We start from the raw sequence: 22,990 nt of genomic DNA on the forward strand, positions 1-22,990 counted from the left end.
TGCCCTACCCTTCCTGCTTTCCGGCAGACCGGAATCTGGCCAGAACGGCCGGAATGCCCCGTACGAGCCCACCGGGAAGATACATGGTCATGAGGATCAGAATGAGGCCGTAGATGATGATATCGTAATCCTGGAAGGTACGCAGCGCTTCCGGAAGGATGGTCAGAATGAACGCACCGACGAGGGAGCCGTAGATGCTCCCCAGTCCCCCGATGATCACCATGGTGACCAGTTCGACGGAAAAATTGAATCCGAAGGAAGTGGGAGAGATGAAGCCCATGGTGTGGGCGTAAAGGCTGCCGGCGATGGTGGAGATGCAGGCGGAAAGGGCAAAAATCTGGACCTTCAGAAGCCGGGCATTGACCCCCATGACCCGGGCGGCGACCTCCGAGTCGTGAATTGCCCGCAGCGCCCGTCCGATGCGGGAATTTGCCAGGTTTACCGACAGGAGGACCGTTCCGAGGGTAAACAGCCAGATGAGGGCGTAATTCTTCAGGTCGTTATCGAAGGTCAGACTCCCGGCCTTCAGGCTCGGTATGCCGGAAAGCCCCGATGGACCGCCCGTCAGGTTCACCGCTTCGTTGAACACGATGAAGAATATGATGCCGAGGCCGAGGGTAGCCATGGCCAGGTAGTGACCCTTCAGTTTAAGGATGGGAAATCCGATAGCGAAGGCCAGCAAGGTGACGACAGCAGCAGCGGCCGTCATGGCTATCCAGGGATTGATGCCATAGGTTGACGTCAGGATTCCCGATGCATAGGCCCCCAGACCGAAAAAACCTGCGTGGCCGAGGGATATCTGGCCGGCAAAACCGAGCAGAAGGTTCAGGGCAACCGCCAGCATGGTGTGGATGCCGACGAAAATGAGAACGTTCAACAGGTAGCTGCCGGAAAGGAGCATGGGGAGAATTGCAACCAGCAGGGCAAGAATCAGAAATTTCAACAGTTCGCGCTTCACGATACCTCTGAAAATCGGCTATGAATCCAGGTAAAAGACGGGAAACTACACCCGTTCTGTTTCAGCCTTCTTGAAGAGTCCCTGGGGGCGGATGAAAAGGATCAGGAGCAGTATGACGAAGGCAATGGCATCCTTGTACCCCGAGGAGATCAGACCGGCACCCAGCGATTCCAGTATTCCCAGGAGCAGACCGCCAAGGACGGTTCCAAACCCGCTGCTCATACCACCGATAATGGCGGCGCAGAAACCCTTGAGGCCGAGCATTATGCCGACGTCGTAGGCTGTCATGGTCAGGGGAGCAATGATTATGCCCGCCAGGGACCCCATGGCAGAACTGATGATAAAGGAAAAAAGAACCATCCGCCGCACGTCGATGCCGATGAGGCTGGCTGCACGACTGTTGTAGGAGCATGCCCGCATTGCCTTGCCGCTGACGGTGTAGTTGAAGAAAAGCTTGCTGCAGCCAATGACGAAGATAGTGACGACAAATATCCAGAGATGCTGCGGCATGAGCGATGCGCCAAACATCTCGATCGGTTCGTCTCCGCTAAAGCCCGGCAGCGAGTGGGTGTCCTTGTCCCAGCCGAGCATGGCGATACCGCGGATCAGGATGCTGCCGCCGATGGTAATGATGACCAGGCTCAGGGGGGTTGCCGATTTGAGGGGTCTGATGGCCAGACGCTCGAATACCATGCCGACAACGGTGGTGAGAATGATGGCGACGGGAACTGCCCCCCCCAGGGGGAGACCCGCCCCCCCCAGGAGCGACAGGGTAAACATCCCTCCCAGCATGACAAATTCCCCCTGGGCGAAATTTATGATGCCGGTGGCATTGTAGATGATAGCGAAACCCAGTCCGATCAGGGCATAGATCGCACCGGTGGCCAGGCCGGAAAAAAGATACTGGGTCAGTTGATCAAAAATCGGCATCGCTACTCGATTCCGGCTTGTCTGACGAGCGACCAGTCTCTCTTCTTGACCTCGACGAGGACGAAGGCATCCTTGGTCAACCCGGCGTGATCGGTGCGTGAAAAATTGAAGACACCGCCGATACCCGGGAAATTAGTCGTCTTTTCAAGGGCATCACGAATGGCAGCGGGAGTATCGCCCCCACGCTCGATCGCCCCTTTCAACAGCATGATCGCATCCCAGGCATGACCACCGAAATGGTCACCTTCGACCTTGTAATGTTTCTGGTAATCCTTGACAAAAGCCATGAGAGACTTCTTCTGTTTATCCTGGTGGGGCAGCACATCGGAAACGATCACCCTGCCGGACGGAAGGATGATGCCTTCGGCGGCGTCGCCGGCAAGTTCGATGAACTTCTTGGAAGAGACACCATGACTCATGAAAACAGGGAGCTTTATCCCCAGCTGCTTGACGTTGCGGGCGACAACCGCAGGGCCGGGGTTGGTTCCCCAGCAGATGATGGCCTGAGCCTGGCTGGAACGGATCTTGGTCAGCTGGGGAGTCATATCCGTATCCTTGGGATTGTACGTGTCATCGACGACGATCTGGATGCCGAATTTCGCCGCATTGGCCTTGAGCTGTTCCCGCCCCGAAGAGCCGAAACCGTCGGAAACGGTCAGGATGGCAACCTTTGCTATCTTCTTCCGGTTCAGATAGTCAAAGATCTTTGCCACCGCAAGGCCGTCGTTCTGGGCCGTCTTGAATACCCACTTTTTTACCGGCTCGGTGATCTTGCTGCCGGCGGCGCAGGAGATGAGGGGTATTTCTGCCCGCTCAACATCCCCTATGACTGCCATGGTGTCGCCGGTGGTGCTGGGGCCGATGATGGCCACGACCTTGTCATTCTTGATCAGCTTGTTTACCAGCTGCTTGGCCTTGGTGCTGTCTCCCTGGGTATCGTAGGCGATCAGCTGGAGTTTGCGCCCCTTGACCCCGCCGGCGGCGTTGATCTCGTCGACTACCATCTGGGCAGTATTGCGTTCCGGTTCACCCAGAAAGGAAGCGGGACCGGTAATGGCGAACAGTCCGCCGATCTTGATCGGTTCAGCAGCAAAGGCTTCCGCCCCCCCCGCAAGGATTGTTACGAGGACGGCTGCGAGCATCCCCAGAATTGATCTTACACGCATGACTTCCTCCCCTAGAAATGGTGAAATCGATTAGCGGGCCAGTTCCCAGTCACCTTTGGTTATGCGGACCATCTCGAAGGCGGAGAGGTCGAGACCGTTGTGATCGGCGGGAGACATGGTGAACACTCCGGAGACACCCACCAGTTTTTTGCTCTGCTCGATGTTGCTCCTGATCTGCTCGGGAGTGGTCGCTCCCTTCTTTATCGCATCCGTGATCATCAGGAAGGCGTCGTAGGCATACCCGCCGAAGGTGGATGCCTCAACATTGTAGTTCTTGCGATAGGACTGGTCGTACTCTCTGAGCACCTTCTGCTGCGGATCGGAAGGCTTGAGCTTGTCGTAGATGGCCAGTTTTCCGGCGGGGAGCAGCACCCCTTCGGCATTGTCGGCGCCAGCCAGCTCTATGTATTTCTTGGAGGCGACACCGTGGCTCTGGTAGAGGGGGATTTTGAGCCCGAGTTGTTTCACGTTGCGGGTCACCACCGCAGGGCCGGGGTTGGTCCCCCAGCAGATGATGGCATCGGGTTTAGCCCCTTTGATCTTGGTGAGCTGGGGGGTCATGTCCGTATCCTTCGGCCCGTACACCTCATCAGCTACAATCGTGAACCCCTTCTGCTTCGCCAGGGTCTTCAACTGTTCGCGGCCGGAAGAACCGAAGGCGTCGGATACCGTCAGCAGGGCGATGGATTTCTGTTTCTTTGTCGCCATGTAGTTGAATATCTTCTCTGCCGCGACATGGTCGTTGGCGGGGGTCTTGAAGACCCACTTCTTGACCGGCTCGGTGATCTTGATGCCGGCGGCACAGGAGACAAGGGGGATACCGGCCTTTTCCACGTCCTCGATGATTGCCATGGTATCACCGGTGGTGCTGGGGCCGACAATGGCCACGACCTTGTCGTTCTTGATCAGCTTGTTCACCAGCTGCTTGGCCTTGGTGCTGTCCCCCTGGGTGTCATACACCACCAGTTCGAGCTTCGTCCCCTTCACTCCCCCCTTGCTGTTGATATCTTTAACGAGCATCTCCAGGGTATTTTTCTCGGGTTCGCCGAGGAACGATGCGGGTCCCGTCACCGAGAACAGGGCGCCGATTCTGACCGTCCCGGCAGCCAGCGCCAGACCGGCATGCAATACCATCGTACCGCCAAGCAGTATCGCCAACAGTTTTTTCATGATTTCCCCCTTGGAAAACAAAGTTCAAGGTTCAGGGATCCGGGTTTTTTCCCCGGTTCCCGCTCCTGATGTTCACATACCGTAGAGTCGCTCCCCTTCCAGTACATTAAATCCCTTGTCCAGAAGACTTTTTATAGCCCGGTCGGTTTCGTCGAAACGGAAAATGATCACCGCGTTCTCGCCGCAGCGCTCCACAAAGGCGTACATGTACTCGACGTTGATGTTCTCTCCATCCAGGGTCTGGAGTATCAGTGAGAGCCCGCCTGGCCGGTCGGGCACCTCCACCGCAACCACGTCGGTCTTGCTGACGGTGAAACCCTTCTCCTTGAGAACTGCCTTGGCTTTCTCCCGGTCATTGACGATGAGCCTCAGGATGCCGAAATCGGAGGTGTCGGCCAGGGACAGAGCCCGGATATTCACCCCTGCATCCCCGAGAATACGAGTCACTTCCGCCAGACGCCCCGATTTGTTTTCGATAAAGATGGATATCTGTTCTACGTGCATGGTGCTCTCCTTCATAGGAACGATCATGACGATCGCGTTAGATGGGCAAATTCGGGGTTCGCCCTACACCAGTTTCCGTTTGTCGATGACGCGCGTTGCTTTCCCCTCGCTCCGCTGGATGGTTTTTGGCTCCACAAGCTTGACCCGGGAGGTGACCCCCAGCATATCCTTGATCTCTTTCTCGATACTGCGGGAAAGGGCCTGGAGAACCTTGATCTCGTCGGAGAAGAGACGTTCGTCGACCTCCACATGTACTTCCAGGGTATCCAGGTTGTCCTGGCGGTCGACGATGAGCAGGTAGTGGGGCTCCACCCCTTCGATACCGACAAGGATGGATTCTATCTGCGACGGGAAGACGTTGACGCCGCGGATGATGATCATGTCGTCGCTGCGCCCGCTCAGCCGGGCAAGACGGGCATGGGTACGTCCACAGGCACACGGTTCGTAGGTAATACTCGTGATATCCCGCGTCCGGTAGCGCACCAAGGGAATTCCCTGCTTGGTGATGGTCGTGATGACCAGCTCTCCCTTTGTCCCTTCAGGCACCACCTGGCATGTCTCGGGATCGATGATCTCCGGGATGAAATGGTCTTCCCAGATATGGAGCCCCGATTTTGCCACGTAACATTCCTGGGCTACGCCGGGGCCCATGATCTCGGAAAGGCCATAGATATCGAGGGCCGTAAGGTTGAGCTTTTCCTCGATCTCCACACGCATCGCCTCGGACCAGGGCTCTGCACCGAAAATGCCGACCCGGAGCTTGAGGTTCCTGAAATCCACACCTTCGATCTTTGCCTCTTCGGCCATAAAAAGGGCGTAGGAGGGTGTACAGGTGAGGACCGTTGAACCGAAGTCCTGCATGATCATGATCTGGCGCTTGGTGTTGCCGCCGGAGATGGGAATGACGGAAGCTCCCAGCCGCTCGGCGCCGTAATGGGCACCAAGCCCGCCGGTGAAGAGGCCGTAACCGTAGGCGTTGTGGATGATGTCTCCCTTATGCGCGCCGGCAGTCACAAAGGTACGGGCCATGAGTTCGGTCCAGGTTTCGATGTCCTTCTGGGTATATCCCACCACCGTCGGCTTGCCAGTCGTACCCGAGGAGGCGTGAATGCGGACGATCTCCTCCATGGGTGCGGCAAACAGGCCGTAGGGATAACTGTCCCGCATGTTCTGCTTGGTGGTGAAAGGAAGGCGCTGCAGGTCCTGGAGAGACCGTACATCGTCGGGACGGATACCCGCCCTGTCGAACGCGGTCCGGTAAAAAGGGACATTGGCATAAACGCGCTCCAGCATGGACTGGAGCCGCTTCAACTGAAGCGCCTCCAACGCCTGACGCGGCAGCGTTTCAAACTCTTCGTTGAACATCATTGCCCTCATTCCTTACTCCTCACCGATTAATTACAGGTCTCTGCCGAGCATGAATGCCTTCCGGTTTACCTCCAGCGCCTTCTTGGGCACCAGTTTCTCCAGGGCACTGAGCCAGTAGGTTTCTGCGATGTCGATACGTTTGGAAACGGCTCCCAGCAGAACCGTATTGGCGACACGGGGGTTGCCCGCTTCCATGGCCAGGTGCTGGCCATCCACCAGCAGCAGGTCGGGGAATTGACTTCTGATCCGGTCCGCCAGTCCGTCGGGATAAGTTTCCTGCCCCATCAGCACCGACGGTGGCGGGATGCGCAGGTCATTGGCAACCACTTTTCCACCCTTTTTCAGGAGAGGAAGTGCGCGGCAGGTTTCCATGAGTTCGAAACCGAAGAGTATGTCCCCCTCCCCTTCGGGGACGATGGGGGAAAAAACCTCCCGTCCGTAGCGGACGTGGGAAACGACGCTTCCCCCCCGTTGGGACATGCCGTGGATTTCACTCTTTTTCACATCGAATCCCGCCAGCATGAAGGTTTCGGACAGAATCTCCGAGGCAAGCAGGATCCCCTGCCCCCCCACGCCGACGAGGAGGATATTGGTAATCTGGTCGCTCACTTTGACCTCCCGATGGCGTCGAATTTGCACAACTGGCGGCAGACATCACAGCCGGTGCAGAGAAGCGGGTCGATGAACGCCTTCCCCTTCTTCCCTTCACCAGGCTGCCATTCGATGGCGGGACAGCCGATCTTGAGGCAGGCGCGGCAGCCGGTGCACTGCTCCGCATTCACCTGGTATACCGGCCCCTTGGTGAAGACCCCTTCCCGCTTGATAAGGACGCACGGCTTGTCGGTTATGATCACCGATGGCTCGGGGCGCTCCATTTCCTCCTGGAGTACCCGCCTGGTCTCCTCAAGGTCGAGGGGGTTGACGACCCTGATATGCTTCACCCCGAGCGCCTTGCAGAGGAGGGGGAAGTCAATACGCTGGGCGGGCTCGTCCATGAGGGTAAAACCCGAGGCGGGATTTTCCTGGCGACCCGTCATGGCGGTGATCCGGTTGTCGAGAATGACCACCGTCGCCGGGGCATTATTGTATACCATGTCCATGAGGCCGTTGATGCCGGTATGGAGGAACGTCGAATCTCCGATAACGGCCACCACCTTTTTCCGCTCCTCTTCTCCCACGACCTTCACCACGCCGGTGGCGTTGCCGATGGAGGCTCCCATGCAGATGCAGGTGTCCATGGCCGACAGGGGGGGGAGGAAACCGAGGGTGTAGCAGCCGATGTCGCCAGTGACGTAAGCCTTGAGCTGGTTGAGGGCGAAGAACACGCCGCGGTGAGGACAGCCGGGACACATGTTGGGGGGGCGTCCGGGCAGTTTCTCCATGGCGGAGGTTTCAGCGCTCGGCAGACCAAAGGCCTTCCGGATGCGCCCCGGGGTGAGTTCTCCACAGATGGGAAGGATTTCCTTGCCGGTTACGGCAATCCCCATGGCCTTGATCTGTTCTTCTATGAAAGGGTCGAGTTCCTCCACCACGTAGAGCCGGTCGACCTTGGCGGCGAATTCCCTGATGAGATCGTGGGGGAGCGGGTGAACCATTCCCAGCTTGAGCGTCGAGGCGCCGGGGAGAACCTCGCGAACATACTGGTAACAGACGCCGGAGGTTATTACCCCCATACGTGTATCGCGCAGTTCCAGCCGGTTGAACGGGAGAGCCGCACCGTCCCGGGACAGCTTCGCCATCCGCTCCTCCACGAGGGGGTGGCGGACCTTGGCATTGCCGGGGAGCATGACCAGCTTGGCGGCATTTCTCACCAGCTTCGGCGCGGGGAGGCCTGTCACCGGCTCTTTGAGCTCGACTATGGACTTGCCGTGGGAGATGCGGGTGGTGCTTCGAAGCATGACGGGCGTGTCGTAGCGTTCGGAAAGCTCGAAGGCGAGGCGGGTGAATTCCTTGCATTCCCGGGAATCGGCCGGCTCCAGCATGGGGACTTTGGCGAACTTCGCATAATTGCGGCTGTCCTGCTCATTCTGGGAGGAGTGCATTTCCGGGTCGTCAGCCACCACCAGCAGAAGACCGCCGTTGACCCCGGTGTAGGAAAGGGTGAAGAGCGGGTCGGCAGCCACGTTGACCCCCACGTGCTTCATGGCGACCAGCGCTCTGCCGCCGCCGAAAGATGCGCCGATTCCCACTTCGAGTGCGACCTTTTCGTTGGGCGCCCATGAAGCGTCGATTTCCTTGTACTGGATGATGTTTTCGAGAATTTCAGTTGATGGGGTGCCGGGGTAGGCGCTGGCAACCCTGACGCCCGCCTCGTGGGCACCGCGGGCTATGGCCTCGTTGCCGGAAAAAATTTCTTGCATGGGATACGGTCCTTGGATTCGTAGATTAACTGTGTGATAACGGCAGACAGGCGGAGCGGGGGTTGTCGGAAGCGCCAGCGGGTCTACTGCACGTAAAATACAGGGACTGGTCCCCGTAACGGTGCCGAAACTATACAAAATACGGGCTGTTATGTCAACAGCTTTATAGAACGGGTTTCTAAATCAGGATAGTTGCATTAGGTTGACAGGCGGGGGTTTTCGGATACTCTTCATCGTAAACGTCGCATGAGGGAGGAACCCATGAAAAAGCGATTCTGGCTGGCTGTATTTCTGATGTCCGTTGCCGTTGCCTCACAGGCGGCAGACGGCCCCACACAGGAACGGGGGCGGGAGTTGTTCGAGAGCACGAAACTCGGGACCAACGGCAAAAGCTGCGCAAGTTGCCACCCCGGCGGACGGAAACTGGAGTGGGCGGCAACCTTCGACGACGGGAAGCTGGCCGGCATCACCAACAAATGCATTGACAAGGCGCTCAAGGGAAAACCCCTCGACCCCGCCGGCACCGACATGCAGTCCCTCATCATGTACATGAAGACCTTTGCCGGTCCAGGGAAATAGGTTCGAGGAAACATCGGGGGGGGCTGCGGCCTCTTCGTTAGCCTTGCACCGACAGCAGAACCCCTTCAAGCAATCCGAAATCACTTACCTTCATCCGGTCGAAGCCGAACAGGTCCATGGTCCGCAGGGTGAGAAGGCAACCCGCAATGATCAAGTCTTCCCGCCCTTTTTCCATGCCGGGTACCATGAGCCGCTCCGCCGGCGACAAGGGGAGCAGCTGCTGGAAAATGGAGCTGATTTCCTCCCTTGTCAGGATGTGGTTGTTCACCCGGCGGTAGTCATAGTCGACCATTCCCATGCTGATTGCGGCCAGGGTCGTGGCCGTGCCGGCTGTCCCGACGAGCAGGGCGCTGTCCAGATGCTCCAGCAGGCGCTGCTCTTCCATTTCCCGCCGCAATGCCAGCAGTTCCCGGTGTATCTTGTCAGACATGGCACTGCTCTCCCCCTTCCCTTCGGTGAGCCTTACCACGCCGAGGGGAAGGCTCCGGGAGAACAGCATCGTCTCCCCGCGGGACAGGGTATATTCGGTGCTCCCCCCCCCCACGTCGAAAACGAAGAGTGATGCGGGACGCTCGTCGATTCCCGCCAGGACACCCCGCAGGGTAAGGCGCCCCTCTTCATCGCCGTCGATAACGTCAAGCACGATACCGGTAGAATCGAGAACCTCACGGCAGAAGTCAGGACCATTGACAGCATCCCGCACAGCACTGGTTGCCACAGCGCGCACTCTTTGCACTTCGTGGAATTTCATGGCCGCAGCAAATTCGTGAAGCGCTGCAAGGGTCCGCCCCCGCGCTTCGGGCGAAATGCCGGATTCACGGGTAAAGCCTCCACCCAGCCTGGTTATCCGCCGGCTGATGAAAACCGGTTGCACCGTGCCATCGGTGAGACACCTGCCGATAAGAAGCCGGGCGGTATTCGTTCCCAGGTCAATGGCTGCCAGAAGCTGCGGCATCGGAAAACTCCCGTTCACTTTTCAGTATCTGTATGCAGGCGTCGGCAATTTTCGAGAAACCCCCGACGATATCGCTGTAGATCAGGCCTGCCATGACCGTGCAATCGCCATCGGTGAGGCGCTTGATGTGATTGTCGAGCATGGTGCCCTGGAGGTGGGTCACCCTGTCGCGAAGATCGACCCCCGCCGGCAGGCCATCGGCTGCCGGTTCCGGCACAGAGGCGATGGCGCTGCTCACCAGGTCGCCGACGACCGCGGCAAGGTTTCGCAGTTCCGTCATGGCAGCGGCTGAAAAGATGATCTTGTCCTCTTTCTTGCGGCGAAGATAATCGAGCACCGCCTCGCTCTGGTCCCCGATATGCTCAAGGCTGCTGATTATCTGGAGCATGAGTGGAATGTCGAGAAAAGATTCGCGTCCCGCAGACTGCTTGGACAGGGACACGAGAAAGTTGGATATGTCCCGTTGCAACACGTCGAGGGTCTCTTCTTTCTGCTTGATCCGCATCGTCCGCCGGGCATCGTACTTGTAAAACTGCTTGACCACATCCTCAAACATGGACTCTGCAATTGCAGCCATCCTTCTGGTTTCGTTCTTTGCCTGCAAGAGAGCTATGGACGGTGTGTTGAGAATACGGGCATCGATGAACTTGGGCCGTGGTTCGTAATCGAGCCCCCCTTCGACACCGGGGAGTATACGGGCGGCGGACCTGGTAAAGAAACCCAGAAACGGCAGAAAAACCAGAACGCTCAGTACACTGAAGAGCGTATGGGCATTGGCAAGGTGACGAGCAATGTTGGGACGGCTGAGAACAGAGTGGGGATCGACGCTGCCGATGGTGGTTACCGTGAATTCCGCATCACCGGGTGAGAGGAACTGGACTGCCTTGAGAAAAAGAGGGAACCCGATGAGGACAAGGGTAATGGCAACAACATTGATAATGCCGTAGATGATAGCGCTGCGTCGGGCAGCCATCGTTCCGCCGATGGTTGCAACCAGTGTTATGAGTGAGGTTCCCAGTACCTCGCCGACGACCATGGCGACACCGCTCTCGAATCCAATGAGCCCGCTGCCGGCAAGCGCTATGACGATGCCGATGACGGCACTGCCGGACTGGATGAGAAAGGTCAGGAGCGCGCCAAGAAGAACGGAACTGATATGCCAGCTGAAAAGTGGATGCTGTATTGCCTGGAACAGGGCACTCTGCTTGACGGGAGCGAAGCCGGACTCCATGAGCTGGAGGCCGAAGAATATGAGCCCCGCACCGAGCAGCAGTTCTCCGGCGTAGACGACCCGTCTCCGCTTGCAGAAATATTTCAGAAACACGCCAAGGGCAATCGCCGGCAGGGCGATCTGGGAAACCTTGAAGGCAATGAACTGGATGGCGAGGGTTGTACCGATGCCGGTTCCCATCAGGACGCCGAGGGCCTGATATACGGAGAGCAGACCGGCATTGAGGAGGCCGACGATGATAATCGCGGCGGCGCTGCTGGACTGAAGCAGGGAGGCGAGACTGCTTCCCATGAGGGCTGCGGTAAGGCGGTTGCCGGTAACCTTTTCCAGGGTCTGGCGCAGCCGTTCCCCTGCGATCCTCTGCAACCCCTCGGACATGGACTTCATCCCGAGGATGAACAGGCCGAGCCCCCCCAGTGCTTCCCAGAGAAACATCAGAGGCATCGGATTATATCCCCGGGATTACTTCTCAATTTTGAACGGAAAGGTGAAATCCGGCGCGGACGAACGGGAACTCCCCTTCTTGAATACGTGGAGTTTTACCCCTTGAACCGTGGAAAGATCGATCTTGAAATAGACGAGTCCTGCCACCTTGGCCTTCGGAATGATGGATTCGCCAGCCAACGCCTTAGTGTAGATGTCCTGGGGATAGAGATCATAGAAATAGGGGGCGTTGGAACTGAACTCATTGTAGGACGATGACTTCGCGTAGTCTTCCAGGTAGTAAAATCCCACGTAGGGATAGGGAATCAGGTAGTAGGAATCGCGGGAGAGTATCTCTTTGACTTTTTCGGGGGTAAGGGGAAGATACTGACGGTTTTCGTTGTCCAGGAGTACGAAAGAGTCATTCCCGAAACTCACTTCGTGGTCGGTCCGGTTGTCAATGATGACCGAAAATGCCGACACCGCCCCCTCCAGGTTATAGTCGCGCAGATCGATGTCGGATGATTTCACGGTGATCGAAAGCCCATCTCTGGTAATTGTCTGGGAGCTCTCAGCGGCGTTGATGACACCCGTCCCTGTCTGTTCGGGGACAACCTTCAGAGAACACCCGCCTAGCATAAACGCTGCTATCATTCCCATCAAAAATGCGGAAATCTTCATTACTGTGACCTCCTGGGGAGTAGCACTCACCTGTCAGGGACTGATGGATGGAAATCGCGTTTGTTGTCGGTGATGTTTCGCGGCAGATCGAGAATCTCCACGTCGAACTGCTTCGGACAGGCGTATATGCGGACAGTTCGCCCGGTGCCCGGGGCGGTGGCTGTGGCAAGGTAGACATCGAGGTCGAGGGCGTGTCGGGAGGCAAGATACAACTGCACGTTCTTGGCAAGCATGAGCGACCTGGTGAGCGATTCTTCCGGGGTCCTGCCGGTACCGTCATCCCCTTCAATGCGGAGCAGCCTGTCCGTGCCGACTGCTCTGAGCTGTTGCGACATGGCATCCAGGGCGTTTTTTGCCTTTGAATCAAGCCCCTTGGATGTTGCAACGCGTACTGCACCCACCTGCCGGCACTCTGTCAGGACACCACTGTCTTCAGCCTGGGCAACGGAGAAACAGGCCATGATACCGACTATGACAAGTGGGGTAAGCACCCGTTGCATCATTTACCCTTGGGAACCAGGAACATTATTTCAAACCGGCGGTTGATCCGGCGTCCTTCCGTGGTCACGTTATCGGAGAGAAGCCTTGTTTTCCCCATTCCCTTGACAAAGAGCGTCTTCGGGTCAATACCTTCCCGTGTAATCAAATGATTTGCGACGGCAATGGCACGTTTCAGGGAAAGGTCCATATTGTATTTGTCGGAGCCGATGCTGTCGGTATGACCGTCTATCCTGATGAAAGCGGTCTTTTTGTCGGCGCGAATCTGCTCCGCAACTTCCGAGAGCGAACGTTTTACTTCTTCGGACAGGTCCATCTGGCCGAACTCGAACATGACATCGGGGAACCGGAATTTGCGATAGACTTTCACGGTCTCCGGAAGCTTCTGCGTGCCGCCGGGGAGGACTTCGACCTTCTCCCCCTTGACTTCGACGGCTAGAAGCGGCGTTTGACCTTCCACTTGCTCATCACCCGTCGCAACAACTTCCTGGGGAGCGACGCGCACTTCCTCCTTGCGTGGAGGAAGGGGTACCTGCTGGGTAAGCACCGGCATGGTCTGCAGAACGGGCATGACGGGTAGAGTTGTCTGTGCCCGCTGGGGCTGTGGCGGAATCACTACCTGGCCGAACGGCTTGATGACGATCTCTTCACGGTCCGGATCAACCGGGAGTTCGATCTTGCTTGCCGGCGTCACGGCCGTAGACTTGAGAAGCAGTGAGGAAATGGGGGCTATTTTGGCCGCCTTGACCGCTTCCTGCGGCTTTGCTTCAGGCTCCATTACCAGCCGCGGGACCGGCTTTATGTAAGTTCCGACACCCTGGCAGGTTGTGAAACCAATTATTGCGCGCCAGTCCTGACCTACTGAATTGACCCGCGCTCCCGCACCGGCATTGATGGTAAGATGGGGCGAAACGTAGTACTGGAAACCGACCAGGCTCTCGATGGGAGCGTCTTTCGAAGAGGTTCCCGATTTACTGTTCTGACTGCCTGTCAGTTCCAGGGTGAGCTTGGTCCTGGAGGTGGGAGAAAACTCGACCCCTCCCCCATAGAGGATCTGATCCTCCATTGCCGTACCCGGCCGGTTGCCCGGCGAGAGATAACCGCCGTAGGCGTGTACGGCAAACCAGGGGGCGAAGAATGATGCGATCAGCCTTCCCCCCACATCTGTAACACCGTTGATATCAGGATTGTCTGAAACGTGACGCATGGCGAAGATGTCGGTCGCCAGCTTGAAGTTCGCGTTCCGCTTGCCGAAAATACGAAGCTTGGTCCCCAGGTTGGCAGTCCCTCTGTTTGCCAGTTCCTGCTGGTCGTTGAACAGCAGATTGGGGTATGAACCGTATATCTCCCAGAACGAGCCGATGCCGAGAGTCAAGGCGGCCGGCATGACTACGGCATGCTTGCCCGTCTCCTTGTTCTTGCTCAGGTCTCCCCATATTCCGACACACAGGTTACCGGAATCGAGGGTATCGGCCGACGGAACGGCCAGCAAACCGGTCACACCGCTCTGCGAGGGATTGGCAAATGCACACGGTGCGGACAGAACAAGCGCACCCATGGTAATAAAAAGAATTTTTTTCATGGAGAGTATCATAATTGCCAAGAATTTTTTTCGACAAGTGTTAGCAGATTGCGGAAGAGAGTTCAAGGAGTTTTAGCGCGCATGCTTTAATTAACAATTGCCACTAAAAACTAATGTTGCGAAAAAACGAAACAATCGAAGGAAGCTCCCTCAATTTATTCGGCAACCCTTTCTTTCAGTTCTTTGCCAACCTTGAAAAAGGGGAGTTTTTTGGGGCTTACCGCAATGGCCTCGCCGGTTTTAGGATTTCGGCCGGTATACGCCTTGTACTCTTTGACAACAAAACTGCCAAAGCCGCGGATTTCGATCCGTTCATCCGCCAGCATGGCAGTCGCCATGGAATCGAATATGGTATTGATTATTTCTTCGGCTTTCTTGAAAGAAATGTTCTTTTTAACCGCCAGCGCCTCGATGAGTTCCGATTTATTCATACGCCCCTCCTGATAGTATCTCCGCCGGCACCAGGAAGCCCTGCGTGACCGGTCCGTTAATGTATGCGGGACCGTATCACGCGATCGGTCTCGTTTTCAGCAGCATCCTTTCAGATGCTTCTTGTACAGGTACTCAGCTTCGGCGCTGCGCCCCTGACTTTCAAGAAGCGGCACCAGTCTTTCAGCGGCAGTTCGTGCCGTACCTGGCGATGCCAGGAGCTCGGTGTAGCAGGCAATGGATTTATCCGTCTCCCCCACCGCCTGATAAATATCCCCTTGCAGGGTTCTCGCCTGGTCGGACAGGAAGCCGTTCAGGATCATATGCTCGAGTACCTGCAGGGAGTCCTGTAATTGTCCGGCATCAGCCTGAAGTTGAGCCAGTGCCAGCCAGCAGAGTGAATTCGCTCCGTTCAACTCCAGGGCACGGCGCAGATGCCATTCGCACCGCGACAGATCACCCCTGCCATAATGGATGAGGGAAATCTCATAGTGATAAATATCGCATTCACCCGCCTCGTTGAGTTCCCCAAGCAGGCGCAATGCTGCCTCCTGGTCCCCTTCGTGCGCGGTCAGGTACGCATATGCAAATTTCTCTCCCAAACTCGCATATCGCTGGGGCAACCCTTCGGGGAGCGTCTGCACCGCCAGGAAAAATCTGTCTGCCGGGGAAAGGTGTTCGTCGCTAATCTCCCTGTTTTCAACCGTTTTGTGGCTAACACCGTTACAACTGGCACACCCCGATGAAGGTACAGGAGCAACCACTGATGCATCGTCCCTGGTTATATGTTGTAGTAATATTTCAGCCTTTTCCCTAGTGGTTACGTCTTCTGCCAGTTGCATGACCAGTTGCACATGTTCACGTGCCTTGGCCGTATTACCGCTCTGGATGGCGTGTTCCGCTTCTTTTAGATTAGCCAGGCCCAATCTGTTGCCCGAAAAGGCGATCTTGTCCTTGACGACTGCCTTCAACTCGTCGTCGGCGGCAGTGTCACCGTCCATTTTTTCCAAAGCCTCGCTGAAAGCGGTGCGGGCGTCGGCATACTGCTCTGCCACGAGGTATTTCTCCCCCTCGTTCATATAGTAGCGGTAATCCTTTTTGAAAAATCTGCCAAACATTTCACTCCACCTTTCTGTCACTGCATCATCACCAGCGCTATTATCTGCACGGCTCAAACAGTGTAACACTTTCAATATGATACGTCTGGGGGAACATGTCGATGGGCCGGCTCTTCGTGACGGCATAGCCGTGCCCCCGCAGGATGCCCATGTCTCTGGCGAGGGTCGCCGGGTCACAGGAGACGTAGACTATGGCCCGGGGGGACAGCGCGGGCAGCTGGGCGATTATGTCCGCCGCACCCGACCGTGGGGGGTCAAGCAGTACGAGGTCGTAGGTGTTACCGGCGGCGACCAAAGCCTTGATGCCCTGGCCTGCGTCCAGGCATTGAAACAGGGCATTATGGATCCCGTTGGCCAAGGCATTCCGGCGCGCGTCGTCGATGGAAGGGGCATATTCTTCGATGCCGACAACGCTGGCCACGTAATGGGCAAGGGGAAGGGAAAAATTGCCGTTGCCGCAGTAAATATCCAGCAGTCGTTCCGTCCTGAGCGGTGCGAGCCATTCCGCCACGGTGGACAGGAGTGTCAGGTTCTGCTGGTAATTTACCTGGGAGAAACCTCCCCGGCTGAATGACAGGACCGTTTCCGGCACATCCGGCAGAAATCCGGACGGAATCCTGTAGGAGAGCTGTTCCACCCCCGCAACCAGGGTAAGGGTCGTTTTTCTGCCTGACTGGAGGAAGATACCGCTTGCCGACGGGAGCTGGGGGAGGTGTTGAAGAAGAAAATCCTGGAGTTCGGACGGCCGTTCACCTATGAAGTGGAAAATAAGGATTGCAGCGCCGTCATCCCCCACCGTGATGTCGATCTGGGGAAGTCTGTCTACTGACGGAAATTCAGCCAGAAGCGTGCGCAACTCACCTATGATGCGATTGATGACGGGGTCGGCAATGGCGCATTCCCCGGGGATGGCAACGACGAAGTGGGTGCCGCTCCGGTAAAAGCCCATGTGTAACATGCCTGCCGCCAATCGCAGTTTCAGTTGTACGCGGGAGCGATACCCGTAGGGATTCGGTGCTCCGAGCGCCGGCATGACAACCTCGCGCTCCACCCTCCCCCCCCGCCAGAGAAGTTCTGCAAAAATCTCCTCCTTTGATGAAACCTGGGCAGGGTACTCCAGGTGCTGCCAGTTGCAACCGCCGCACGAACCGAACACCGGGCAGGGAGGTGGTGTCCTGAGCGGGGACGGCCGAAGCAGCTCAAGCACCTCGCCTTCAAGGTACGAGCGTTTCGCCTTTGTAATCCTGACACGCACCTCGTCGCCAGGCGCCGTGAACGGCACGAAACAGGCCTGGCCGTCCAGCCTTCCGAGACCGGAGCCACCGAACGTCAGCTTCTCGATGAACAGGGACGCCTCACGCATCGGTATTTGGGGGGGTAACGAACCGCGTTCCCTTTCGCTGGAGTTTTCGCATCTCTCCAAGCACCAGTTTTCGGGGAAAATCGGGAATGGCAACATAGGGCAATGAATGGTCGATGAAATTGCTGATAAGTTTTTCCCTGACCTGCTCTATCCCAGAGGCGGGAACCCCCATCTGCTCGGCTTCGCGACGATACGACACTGCGTCTCCCAGCAGGCGGCGTGCTTCGTCATATGCCGGTCGATCAGAAAAGTACGTTTCCAGAAGTGGTGCGGTACAGGAAAACTCCAGCCGGACCAGGTAAAAATCGCCATAATAGTGACGGGTGTGATCGATGACACGTAGGGTGAGACCGTTGGGGAGAGGGATGCTCCGAAGGAGATCGGCCATGGAAAACACGTCCTTTGTACGGATTTTACTGAAAATAATACGGTTCACCTCTGCTTGTAAAGGGTTTTTACCCTTGAACGACACGCGTAAGAAGATAATAATGTTGCGAGCAAAAAAGGCGGGTATGCGAAGAGGGGAACGGGAAAACAGGGCATTTACAAAGTAATTCCGGCTTGCAATTTTAGCCGAATGCTTGTAGAGTGGCGAAGTTTGAGAGGACTTTACGGACAGGATACCATGCAAGGAGCAAGAAAATGAGCAAAGAAGAAGCCATCGAAGTTGAAGGAACCGTCATAGAACCACTTCCCAATGCCATGTTCCGGGTCAAACTTGAAAATGATCACGTCGTGCTGGCCCATATATCCGGCAAGATGCGAAAATACTTCATCAAGATTCTTCCCGGCGACAAGGTTACGGTTGAACTTTCCCCCTATGATCTGTCAAGAGGGCGCATCACCTATCGCGTAAAATAACCTGCCCGCCGGCAACCAATGCCGGCGTATGCCCCTGACACCAGTCGAACGCCGTCGGACTCAGTCCCTCATGTCTCCCTTAGACCATTTCAAGCAATGTCTTCGCAACCTTGTGCAACGGCACTGACGCCGCGGTTTTGACCGTTTCGAGGACCGCCTTCGGCATGCCGAACACGATGGCCGACTCCTCGGACTCCACCACGACACGTCCCCCAGCCCTGTCCAGTGCGGCAGCGCCCACCGCTCCGTCTTTTCCCATTCCCGTCAGCACCACGGCAAGACATTTCCCGCCACAGGCTGTCGCAGCCGTCTCAAGTAACGTGTCGACCGACGGCCTGTGCAGGGCGGTTGCCGGCTCAAGATCGAGCTTGGCCCGCAACACGCCCCCCTCCCGGCTCACCTTGAGATGGTGGCCAGCCGGTGCAATGTAGGCGGTACCTGCCAGAAGAGTTTCCCCATCCTCCGCTTCCTTCACCGTGAGGGCACACATGCGGTCGAGTCTTTCAGCAAGCGAGGCAGTAAAACCGACCGGCATATGCTGGACTATAAGGATGGGACAGGGAAACCCGGCAGGGAGAGCGGTGAGAACCTGCTGCAGCGCAGGCGGGCCGCCTGTTGACGTTCCTATGAGGACGAGTTCCGTCCCCGACGACGCGATTCGCGGACGGCTCGCATGTTCCGTTCGGGTTTCCTGCGGGGAGGTTTGCAACTTGCGCATCTCGACCCTGGCGGCAACCAGTATTTTGGCGACAAGTTCGCTGGCTATCCCTGTTATCTCCATGGGGCCGCCAGCAGCAGACTTGTCGATGAAATCCACCGCCCCCAGTTCCAGGGCTTTCAGGGTGTTCTCTCCCCCCTTTTCGGTCAGCGAACTGAGCATGATGACCGGTGTAGGGACTTCCGTCATTATCCGCTTCAGTGCCGACAAACCGTCCAGTACCGGCATTCTTACATCAAGAGTCACCACGTCCGGGTGGAGCTTTTTCACCAGGTTGACGGCCATTTCTCCATCAGAGGCAACATCGATAACCTGGATGAGAGGGTGGTTGTCGAGCATCCTTATGAGCGCCCGCCTGACAAACGCTGAATCGTCGACAACCAGTACCCGGACCTTTCGTTGCTCAGGGGAAGAGTTCATCAGATCCTCTTTTTGTAGATCACGGCGCCGGGAAACCGGAGCGGTTCGTAGATTTTTGTTATTCTGGCCAGAGATTCGGAGTGACCAAGGAAAAGATATCCGTCGGGTCGGAGTGCCCGGGCAAAACCCTCTACCGTTTTGTGCACGGTACTGTCATTGAAATAGATGACAACATTGCGGCAGAAGACAATGTCGAGGGAAGCTTCCGCAAAATGATCCGCGAATTCAAGGAGATTCCCCTGCTGGAAGCGGGTTATGCGCTGCAGCACTTCCTTGACACGATAGCAGTCCCCCTCTTTCCGGAAATATCGCTCCAGCAGGTGAGGAGGAGTGACGGAGAGGGTCCGCCCCCCATAGAGTCCCGCCTCGGCCTTGGCAATGACAGCGGGGTCGATGTCTATGCCGACAACCTCTATGTCCCAGTCCCAGACAAACTGTCCCGATTCAAGGAGCAGCATGGCCAGGGTGTACGCTTCTTCCCCGCTGGAACAGCCCGCCGAAACGATCCGCAGGCGCCGGTCATGGGCACGCATCCTGTTCTCTTTCAGAACGGAAAGGATGAAGTCGGAGAAAACCTTGAGTTGTGCCTCCTCCCTGAAAAAATAGGTCTCGTTGTTCGTCAGCAGAGAGATGAAGTTGAGGTGTTCCGCCCTGTTCTGGGGAGAAAATTTCAGGTGGTAATAATAATCGGTTATGGAGCCAAGACGTAAATCATCGAGACGGGGAACGAGTTTGGCCGCCAGCGAACCCGCCTTGTTTTCGTCCAGTACCAGGCCGAAACGTTCGTTGACGAACTCCTGGATCAGGCGGAATTCCTCCACATTCATGTCAGGTCTGGCGGAAAGTGCCATTACCGCTCCGTTTCCCCGTCGAGTCCCGCTTTGATGACCATCGCAGCATGACGCACATCCGGGTCCGGATCGTTGTCGTGCATTCGGGAAAGGATGGAAAGAACCGAAGAATCGTGGCAGTTCCAGAATGCGTGGATAACGGCAAGCCGTATGACGGGGTGGGAGTCGTTCGCAAGTTCGCGCAAAACGGGCAAGCTTGTTTTCGCCCCCTGCCTCCCCACAAGGTCGATGACCCGTTCTCGCACCTCCAGCGACCCGCTTTTCGCCTGGGTGTGGAGCTCGGGCAATGCCGTTTCTCCGAACGCCAGGAGGGCGTCGAACGCCCCGCGACCGATTTCCTTGTCGCACAGCAAGTTCACCAGAGGGACAACGGCTTTCATGCTCCCCAGCTTTCCCAGTCCCGCAACAGCGTTTTTACGGACGAGAACGTCGGTATCGTCAAGTGCCATCAGCAGAGCGCCCACTGCCTCATCGCCACCAATCCCCGCCAGCAGCTTCAGTGCTTCAATCCTTACACTCCAGTGGGGGTCGTCCACCCCGCGGAAAATTGCCGGAAGCGCGGCGGGTGTGTCGAGGCAGGCCACCGCGTGCAGGGTGAGGCGGCGCATGTCGGGATCAGGGTGATCCGTACATTGCATGAGACCGTTTACGGCAACGTGCCCACAGGGAGATGCCGTCGCAAGAGCATGAACAATGGCGAATTCCACGTGCCGCGGAAGATCACCCCTTTCCAGCAAAGCCAGAAGAGCTTCGACAACGGAACAGGTTCCTTTCCGCCCCAATGTCGCGATAATTGCCTGTTCCAGGCTTGCGTCCGAGGTGCGGGCATTCTGCAACACCTCTTCAAGAGGCACACCCGATTCAAAAGCTGCAAGGGCTGCCTGGACTTGTTCGTTGTCCGGCAAACCTGTGCCTGCAGCTGGTTCATCATCGGCAAGCGAGCCAGCGGTCGAGCTGGCCGCCGGCGGCCCTTCGCTCAATTCCAGCAGCGCACGGGCTGCCTCTGCAGTCGCTCCGTCACCGGCATCGGCAAGCTGGCGCAGTTTTTCAACTACATTCACGGATGCCAGTAACGGGTGTGACGAACATCCCGACATTTCTCTGCCCGCGTCTCCGCAACAGATGCCACGAAGTGCCCTGGCAGCCGCGGCGGATCGTGCAGGCGATGCTCCTGTAAGGACAGCGACAAGCGAGGGAACTGCCCGGCGGTCTCCTATGGTTGCCAACGCCTCAATGGCTGGCTCACCCAGCATCTCGTCGTTCACCAGCGGCAGCAGGTAGGGGACCGCCCGATTGTCGCGCATTTCGCGGATGGCGGCCAAGGCGGGATACTGTTGCCAGAAATCCTCCTGGAGCAGTTTGAGCAGCGGCAGCAGGGCCGAACGGTCGCCGATTCTTCCGAGGGCTTCGGCGGCGCCGTGCCGAACATTGGCATCGGGATCATTCAGTGCGTCGATAAGTGGAGTTACTGCGTCCCGGCTTGCAATATCGCCCAGCATGACCGTACTGAAATTGCGGACCTCTTCATCTTTGTCATGCAGCAATTCAATAAGTCGGGGGACGGACTGCCGCCCGAAATGTACCAGCACCTCCATTGCGCCGTTGCGCAGATCGGCAAGGGCGTTGTTTCGCACGCTACGTTCCAGGACGGGATAGATGGTATCGAAATCGCGAGTCAGAAGCATATCCAGAACTTCCTGCTTGCACCCTTTCGCCTCGTCTCCGACCAGCAGGAGGAGTTCAATTACCGGCAGTCCCTCCAGGCGTTCAGCGATGGAACTGAACCGTTCAGACAACTTGTCCATTGGTATCGGACCCCGTTTTTCGATAGATTAGACAGCCCGCCTCACGAACCGGCGCAAAGTCGTGGCTGAACAGGTGGAGCGGCTCGGCGTCACCGGTGAACAGGTAACCGCCGGGGGCAGTGATACGATACAGAGCATCCACCAGAAGCTGCTGGCTGGCGGATGAAAAATATATCATGACATTTCGGCAGAGGACAATATCAAAGCCGCCCAGAGGGGAGATGTCGCTCCCCTCCCCCCCCTGCATGACATCGTTGAGATTGAGACGAGTGAATCTGACAAGCCGCCTGACATCCTCCCTGAAGGTAGCCCCCTCGTCAGTACCGTCCATATACTTCTTTTGCAGTGCTTTCGGTATGCCCATCAGGCGGGCTGTGTCATAGAAGCCGCGTCGAGCGACCTCGAGGCAGCTTTCGCTCAGATCGCCAGCCACGATCTCAATGTTCCACGCCCGCGGATAGCGCAGACCTTCCAAGACCATCATGGCGATGGTATAGGGCTCTTCCCCCGTGGAGCACCCAGCACTGAGGATCCGGAGGCGCATGTCGTTCAGACGTCCCGGATGCTCACCCATGGCAAGTCGCCGGAAGCTGACATTTCCCCGCTCCTCTTCAAGAGACGGCAGGATATGATCGCGCAGATAGTCGAACTGGCGCGGGTTACGGAAGAAGCAGGTTTCATTCGTCGTGATAAGGTCCAGGAGCGCTATTTCCTCGGAGCGGGAGTTGAGCAGATAATCCCGGTACGCTGCCATGTCCGGCAAGGCAAGCACATCTGCGCGTTGCTGCAGTTTGCTTTTCAGCAGACCCCGCTTGTGCCCGGTGAAGTAGAGCCCGGTCCTGTCCTGCACATGCTGTCTGATTTCATCAAATACTGCATCTGCCATGGGCTGCCTTTGTACTTATATGGGCTTAGTCACGCCACCTTGAACTGGGCGACCATACCGGCCAGGTCGACCGCCTGCTGGGAAAGATTCTGGGCCGAACGGGAGAGCTGTTCCACCGAGGCCAGGTTTTCCCG

23 protein-coding genes are annotated in these 22,990 nt (G+C 57.1%); 2 read left to right on the forward strand and 21 right to left on the reverse strand.

What is annotated here, in order from left to right; genetic code table 11:
- Positions 1–4: 4 nt before the first annotated feature.
- From KI810_RS08875 to iorA, 8 genes are all read right to left on the reverse strand, one after another.
- Complete coding sequence (locus tag KI810_RS08875; RefSeq protein ID WP_343213484.1) at positions 5–958, reverse strand: branched-chain amino acid ABC transporter permease; 954 nt, start codon at positions 956–958, stop codon at positions 5–7.
- A gap of 45 nt (positions 959–1,003) precedes the next feature.
- On the reverse strand, positions 1,004–1,888 hold the full coding sequence (locus tag KI810_RS08880; protein WP_214175149.1) for a branched-chain amino acid ABC transporter permease: 885 nt from the start codon (positions 1,886–1,888) through the stop codon (positions 1,004–1,006).
- 2 nt (positions 1,889–1,890) lie between these two features.
- Positions 1,891–3,030 carry an ABC transporter substrate-binding protein gene (locus KI810_RS08885; RefSeq protein ID WP_214175198.1) on the reverse strand — a complete coding sequence of 380 codons (1,140 nt, stop codon included), beginning with the start codon at positions 3,028–3,030 and terminating at the stop codon, positions 1,891–1,893.
- A 54-nt stretch (positions 3,031–3,084) separates the two neighbouring features.
- Entirely contained in the window at positions 3,085–4,224 is a 1,140-nt protein-coding gene (locus KI810_RS08890; protein WP_214175150.1) for an ABC transporter substrate-binding protein, read from the reverse strand.
- A 72-nt stretch (positions 4,225–4,296) separates the two neighbouring features.
- The gene (locus tag KI810_RS08895; protein ID WP_214175151.1) at positions 4,297–4,728 is read right to left on the reverse strand and encodes an ACT domain-containing protein; all 432 of its coding nucleotides are present in this window, start codon (positions 4,726–4,728) and stop codon (positions 4,297–4,299) included.
- A 63-nt stretch (positions 4,729–4,791) separates the two neighbouring features.
- Complete coding sequence (locus KI810_RS08900) at positions 4,792–6,096, reverse strand: phenylacetate--CoA ligase family protein (RefSeq protein WP_214175199.1); 1,305 nt, start codon at positions 6,094–6,096, stop codon at positions 4,792–4,794.
- 30 nt (positions 6,097–6,126) lie between these two features.
- Positions 6,127–6,705, reverse strand: a complete 579-nt coding sequence (locus tag KI810_RS08905; protein ID WP_214175152.1) for an indolepyruvate oxidoreductase subunit beta — start codon at positions 6,703–6,705, stop codon at positions 6,127–6,129.
- Entirely contained in the window at positions 6,702–8,456 is a 1,755-nt protein-coding gene (iorA, locus tag KI810_RS08910; protein WP_214175153.1) for an indolepyruvate ferredoxin oxidoreductase subunit alpha, read from the reverse strand. Before iorA ends, KI810_RS08905 begins: the two co-directional genes overlap by 4 nt.
- Positions 8,457–8,717: 261 nt before the next feature.
- Between iorA and KI810_RS08915 the strand changes: the two genes are divergently transcribed.
- Complete coding sequence (locus tag KI810_RS08915; protein ID WP_214175154.1) at positions 8,718–9,035, forward strand: cytochrome C; 318 nt, start codon at positions 8,718–8,720, stop codon at positions 9,033–9,035.
- A gap of 37 nt (positions 9,036–9,072) precedes the next feature.
- Here the strand turns inward: KI810_RS08915 and KI810_RS08920 are convergent, their stop codons facing one another.
- The 9 genes from KI810_RS08920 to KI810_RS08960 all read right to left on the reverse strand — a co-directional run bounded on the left by KI810_RS08920 (position 9,073) and on the right by KI810_RS08960 (position 17,703).
- Positions 9,073–9,990 carry a Ppx/GppA phosphatase family protein gene (locus tag KI810_RS08920; RefSeq protein WP_214175155.1) on the reverse strand — a complete coding sequence of 306 codons (918 nt, stop codon included), beginning with the start codon at positions 9,988–9,990 and terminating at the stop codon, positions 9,073–9,075.
- Positions 9,965–11,665 (reverse strand): Na/Pi cotransporter family protein, encoded by a 1,701-nt coding sequence (locus tag KI810_RS08925; RefSeq protein WP_214175156.1) that lies wholly within the window; start codon positions 11,663–11,665, stop codon positions 9,965–9,967. The genes KI810_RS08920 and KI810_RS08925 overlap by 26 nt, the downstream gene beginning before the upstream one ends.
- 18 nt (positions 11,666–11,683) lie before the next feature.
- Entirely contained in the window at positions 11,684–12,283 is a 600-nt protein-coding gene (locus KI810_RS08930; RefSeq protein WP_246525390.1) for a hypothetical protein, read from the reverse strand.
- Positions 12,284–12,351: 68 nt separating this feature from the next.
- Positions 12,352–12,816, reverse strand: a complete 465-nt coding sequence (locus tag KI810_RS08935; RefSeq protein WP_214175158.1) for a hypothetical protein — start codon at positions 12,814–12,816, stop codon at positions 12,352–12,354.
- Positions 12,817–12,824: 8 nt separating this feature from the next.
- Positions 12,825–14,405: an OmpA family protein gene (locus tag KI810_RS08940; RefSeq protein ID WP_214175159.1), complete on the reverse strand. Its 1,581-nt coding sequence runs from the start codon at positions 14,403–14,405 to the stop codon at positions 12,825–12,827.
- Between the two features lie 155 nt (positions 14,406–14,560).
- A complete protein-coding gene (locus KI810_RS08945; RefSeq protein ID WP_214175160.1) occupies positions 14,561–14,836 on the reverse strand; it encodes an HU family DNA-binding protein in 276 nt (91 codons plus the stop codon).
- A gap of 96 nt (positions 14,837–14,932) precedes the next feature.
- Positions 14,933–15,952 carry a tetratricopeptide repeat protein gene (locus KI810_RS08950; protein WP_214175161.1) on the reverse strand — a complete coding sequence of 340 codons (1,020 nt, stop codon included), beginning with the start codon at positions 15,950–15,952 and terminating at the stop codon, positions 14,933–14,935.
- 40 nt (positions 15,953–15,992) lie between these two features.
- Positions 15,993–17,315, reverse strand: a complete 1,323-nt coding sequence (gene rlmD, locus KI810_RS08955; protein ID WP_214175162.1) for a 23S rRNA (uracil(1939)-C(5))-methyltransferase RlmD — start codon at positions 17,313–17,315, stop codon at positions 15,993–15,995.
- On the reverse strand, positions 17,308–17,703 hold the full coding sequence (locus tag KI810_RS08960; protein WP_214175163.1) for a hypothetical protein: 396 nt from the start codon (positions 17,701–17,703) through the stop codon (positions 17,308–17,310). Before KI810_RS08960 ends, rlmD begins: the two co-directional genes overlap by 8 nt.
- Before the next feature lie 254 nt (positions 17,704–17,957).
- Between KI810_RS08960 and infA the strand changes: the two genes are divergently transcribed.
- Entirely contained in the window at positions 17,958–18,176 is a 219-nt protein-coding gene (infA, locus tag KI810_RS08965; RefSeq protein ID WP_214175164.1) for a translation initiation factor IF-1, read from the forward strand.
- A gap of 79 nt (positions 18,177–18,255) precedes the next feature.
- On the opposite strand, the gene KI810_RS08970 is transcribed toward infA, so the two are convergent.
- From KI810_RS08970 to KI810_RS08985, 4 genes are read right to left on the reverse strand one after another with little or no spacing between them, the layout of a single operon-like run.
- Positions 18,256–19,314, reverse strand: a complete 1,059-nt coding sequence (locus KI810_RS08970; RefSeq protein ID WP_214175165.1) for a protein-glutamate methylesterase/protein-glutamine glutaminase — start codon at positions 19,312–19,314, stop codon at positions 18,256–18,258.
- On the reverse strand, positions 19,314–20,165 hold the full coding sequence (locus tag KI810_RS08975; RefSeq protein ID WP_214175166.1) for a CheR family methyltransferase: 852 nt from the start codon (positions 20,163–20,165) through the stop codon (positions 19,314–19,316). The genes KI810_RS08970 and KI810_RS08975 overlap by 1 nt, the downstream gene beginning before the upstream one ends.
- The gene (locus KI810_RS08980; protein WP_214175167.1) at positions 20,165–21,970 is read right to left on the reverse strand and encodes a HEAT repeat domain-containing protein; all 1,806 of its coding nucleotides are present in this window, start codon (positions 21,968–21,970) and stop codon (positions 20,165–20,167) included. The genes KI810_RS08975 and KI810_RS08980 overlap by 1 nt, the downstream gene beginning before the upstream one ends.
- Positions 21,954–22,856, reverse strand: a complete 903-nt coding sequence (locus tag KI810_RS08985; RefSeq protein ID WP_214175168.1) for a CheR family methyltransferase — start codon at positions 22,854–22,856, stop codon at positions 21,954–21,956. Before KI810_RS08985 ends, KI810_RS08980 begins: the two co-directional genes overlap by 17 nt.
- Between the last annotated feature and the right edge of the window lie 134 nt (positions 22,857–22,990).

It is taken from the genome of Geomobilimonas luticola (genome assembly GCF_018476905.1).
In the GTDB taxonomy this organism is placed as follows: Bacteria; Desulfobacterota; Desulfuromonadia; order Geobacterales; family Geobacteraceae; genus Geomobilimonas; species Geomobilimonas luticola.

What these genes read in the sequence shown, in the direction of transcription:
- iorA (WP_214175153.1), bottom strand. Translation starts at nt 8,456, where the DNA reads ATGCAAGAAATTTTTTCCGGCAACGAGGCCATAGCCCGCGGTGCCCAC.
- KI810_RS08980 (WP_214175167.1), bottom strand. Translation starts at nt 21,970, where the DNA reads ATGGACAAGTTGTCTGAACGGTTCAGTTCCATCGCTGAACGCCTGGAG.
- KI810_RS08885 (WP_214175198.1), bottom strand. Translation starts at nt 3,030, where the DNA reads ATGCTCGCAGCCGTCCTCGTAACAATCCTTGCGGGGGGGGCGGAAGCC.
- KI810_RS08900 (WP_214175199.1), bottom strand. Translation starts at nt 6,096, where the DNA reads ATGATGTTCAACGAAGAGTTTGAAACGCTGCCGCGTCAGGCGTTGGAG.
- KI810_RS08930 (WP_246525390.1), bottom strand. Translation starts at nt 12,283, where the DNA reads ATGCTAGGCGGGTGTTCTCTGAAGGTTGTCCCCGAACAGACAGGGACG.
- infA (WP_214175164.1), top strand. Translation starts at nt 17,958, where the DNA reads ATGAGCAAAGAAGAAGCCATCGAAGTTGAAGGAACCGTCATAGAACCA.
- KI810_RS08880 (WP_214175149.1), bottom strand. Translation starts at nt 1,888, where the DNA reads ATGCCGATTTTTGATCAACTGACCCAGTATCTTTTTTCCGGCCTGGCC.
- KI810_RS08970 (WP_214175165.1), bottom strand. Translation starts at nt 19,314, where the DNA reads ATGAACTCTTCCCCTGAGCAACGAAAGGTCCGGGTACTGGTTGTCGAC.
- KI810_RS08940 (WP_214175159.1), bottom strand. Translation starts at nt 14,405, where the DNA reads ATGAAAAAAATTCTTTTTATTACCATGGGTGCGCTTGTTCTGTCCGCA.
- rlmD (WP_214175162.1), bottom strand. Translation starts at nt 17,315, where the DNA reads ATGCGTGAGGCGTCCCTGTTCATCGAGAAGCTGACGTTCGGTGGCTCC.
- KI810_RS08985 (WP_214175168.1), bottom strand. Translation starts at nt 22,856, where the DNA reads ATGGCAGATGCAGTATTTGATGAAATCAGACAGCATGTGCAGGACAGG.
- KI810_RS08950 (WP_214175161.1), bottom strand. Translation starts at nt 15,952, where the DNA reads ATGTTTGGCAGATTTTTCAAAAAGGATTACCGCTACTATATGAACGAG.
- KI810_RS08975 (WP_214175166.1), bottom strand. Translation starts at nt 20,165, where the DNA reads ATGGCACTTTCCGCCAGACCTGACATGAATGTGGAGGAATTCCGCCTG.
- KI810_RS08945 (WP_214175160.1), bottom strand. Translation starts at nt 14,836, where the DNA reads ATGAATAAATCGGAACTCATCGAGGCGCTGGCGGTTAAAAAGAACATT.
- KI810_RS08915 (WP_214175154.1), top strand. Translation starts at nt 8,718, where the DNA reads ATGAAAAAGCGATTCTGGCTGGCTGTATTTCTGATGTCCGTTGCCGTT.
- KI810_RS08925 (WP_214175156.1), bottom strand. Translation starts at nt 11,665, where the DNA reads ATGCCTCTGATGTTTCTCTGGGAAGCACTGGGGGGGCTCGGCCTGTTC.
- KI810_RS08920 (WP_214175155.1), bottom strand. Translation starts at nt 9,990, where the DNA reads ATGCCGCAGCTTCTGGCAGCCATTGACCTGGGAACGAATACCGCCCGG.
- KI810_RS08960 (WP_214175163.1), bottom strand. Translation starts at nt 17,703, where the DNA reads ATGGCCGATCTCCTTCGGAGCATCCCTCTCCCCAACGGTCTCACCCTA.
- KI810_RS08895 (WP_214175151.1), bottom strand. Translation starts at nt 4,728, where the DNA reads ATGCACGTAGAACAGATATCCATCTTTATCGAAAACAAATCGGGGCGT.
- KI810_RS08890 (WP_214175150.1), bottom strand. Translation starts at nt 4,224, where the DNA reads ATGAAAAAACTGTTGGCGATACTGCTTGGCGGTACGATGGTATTGCAT.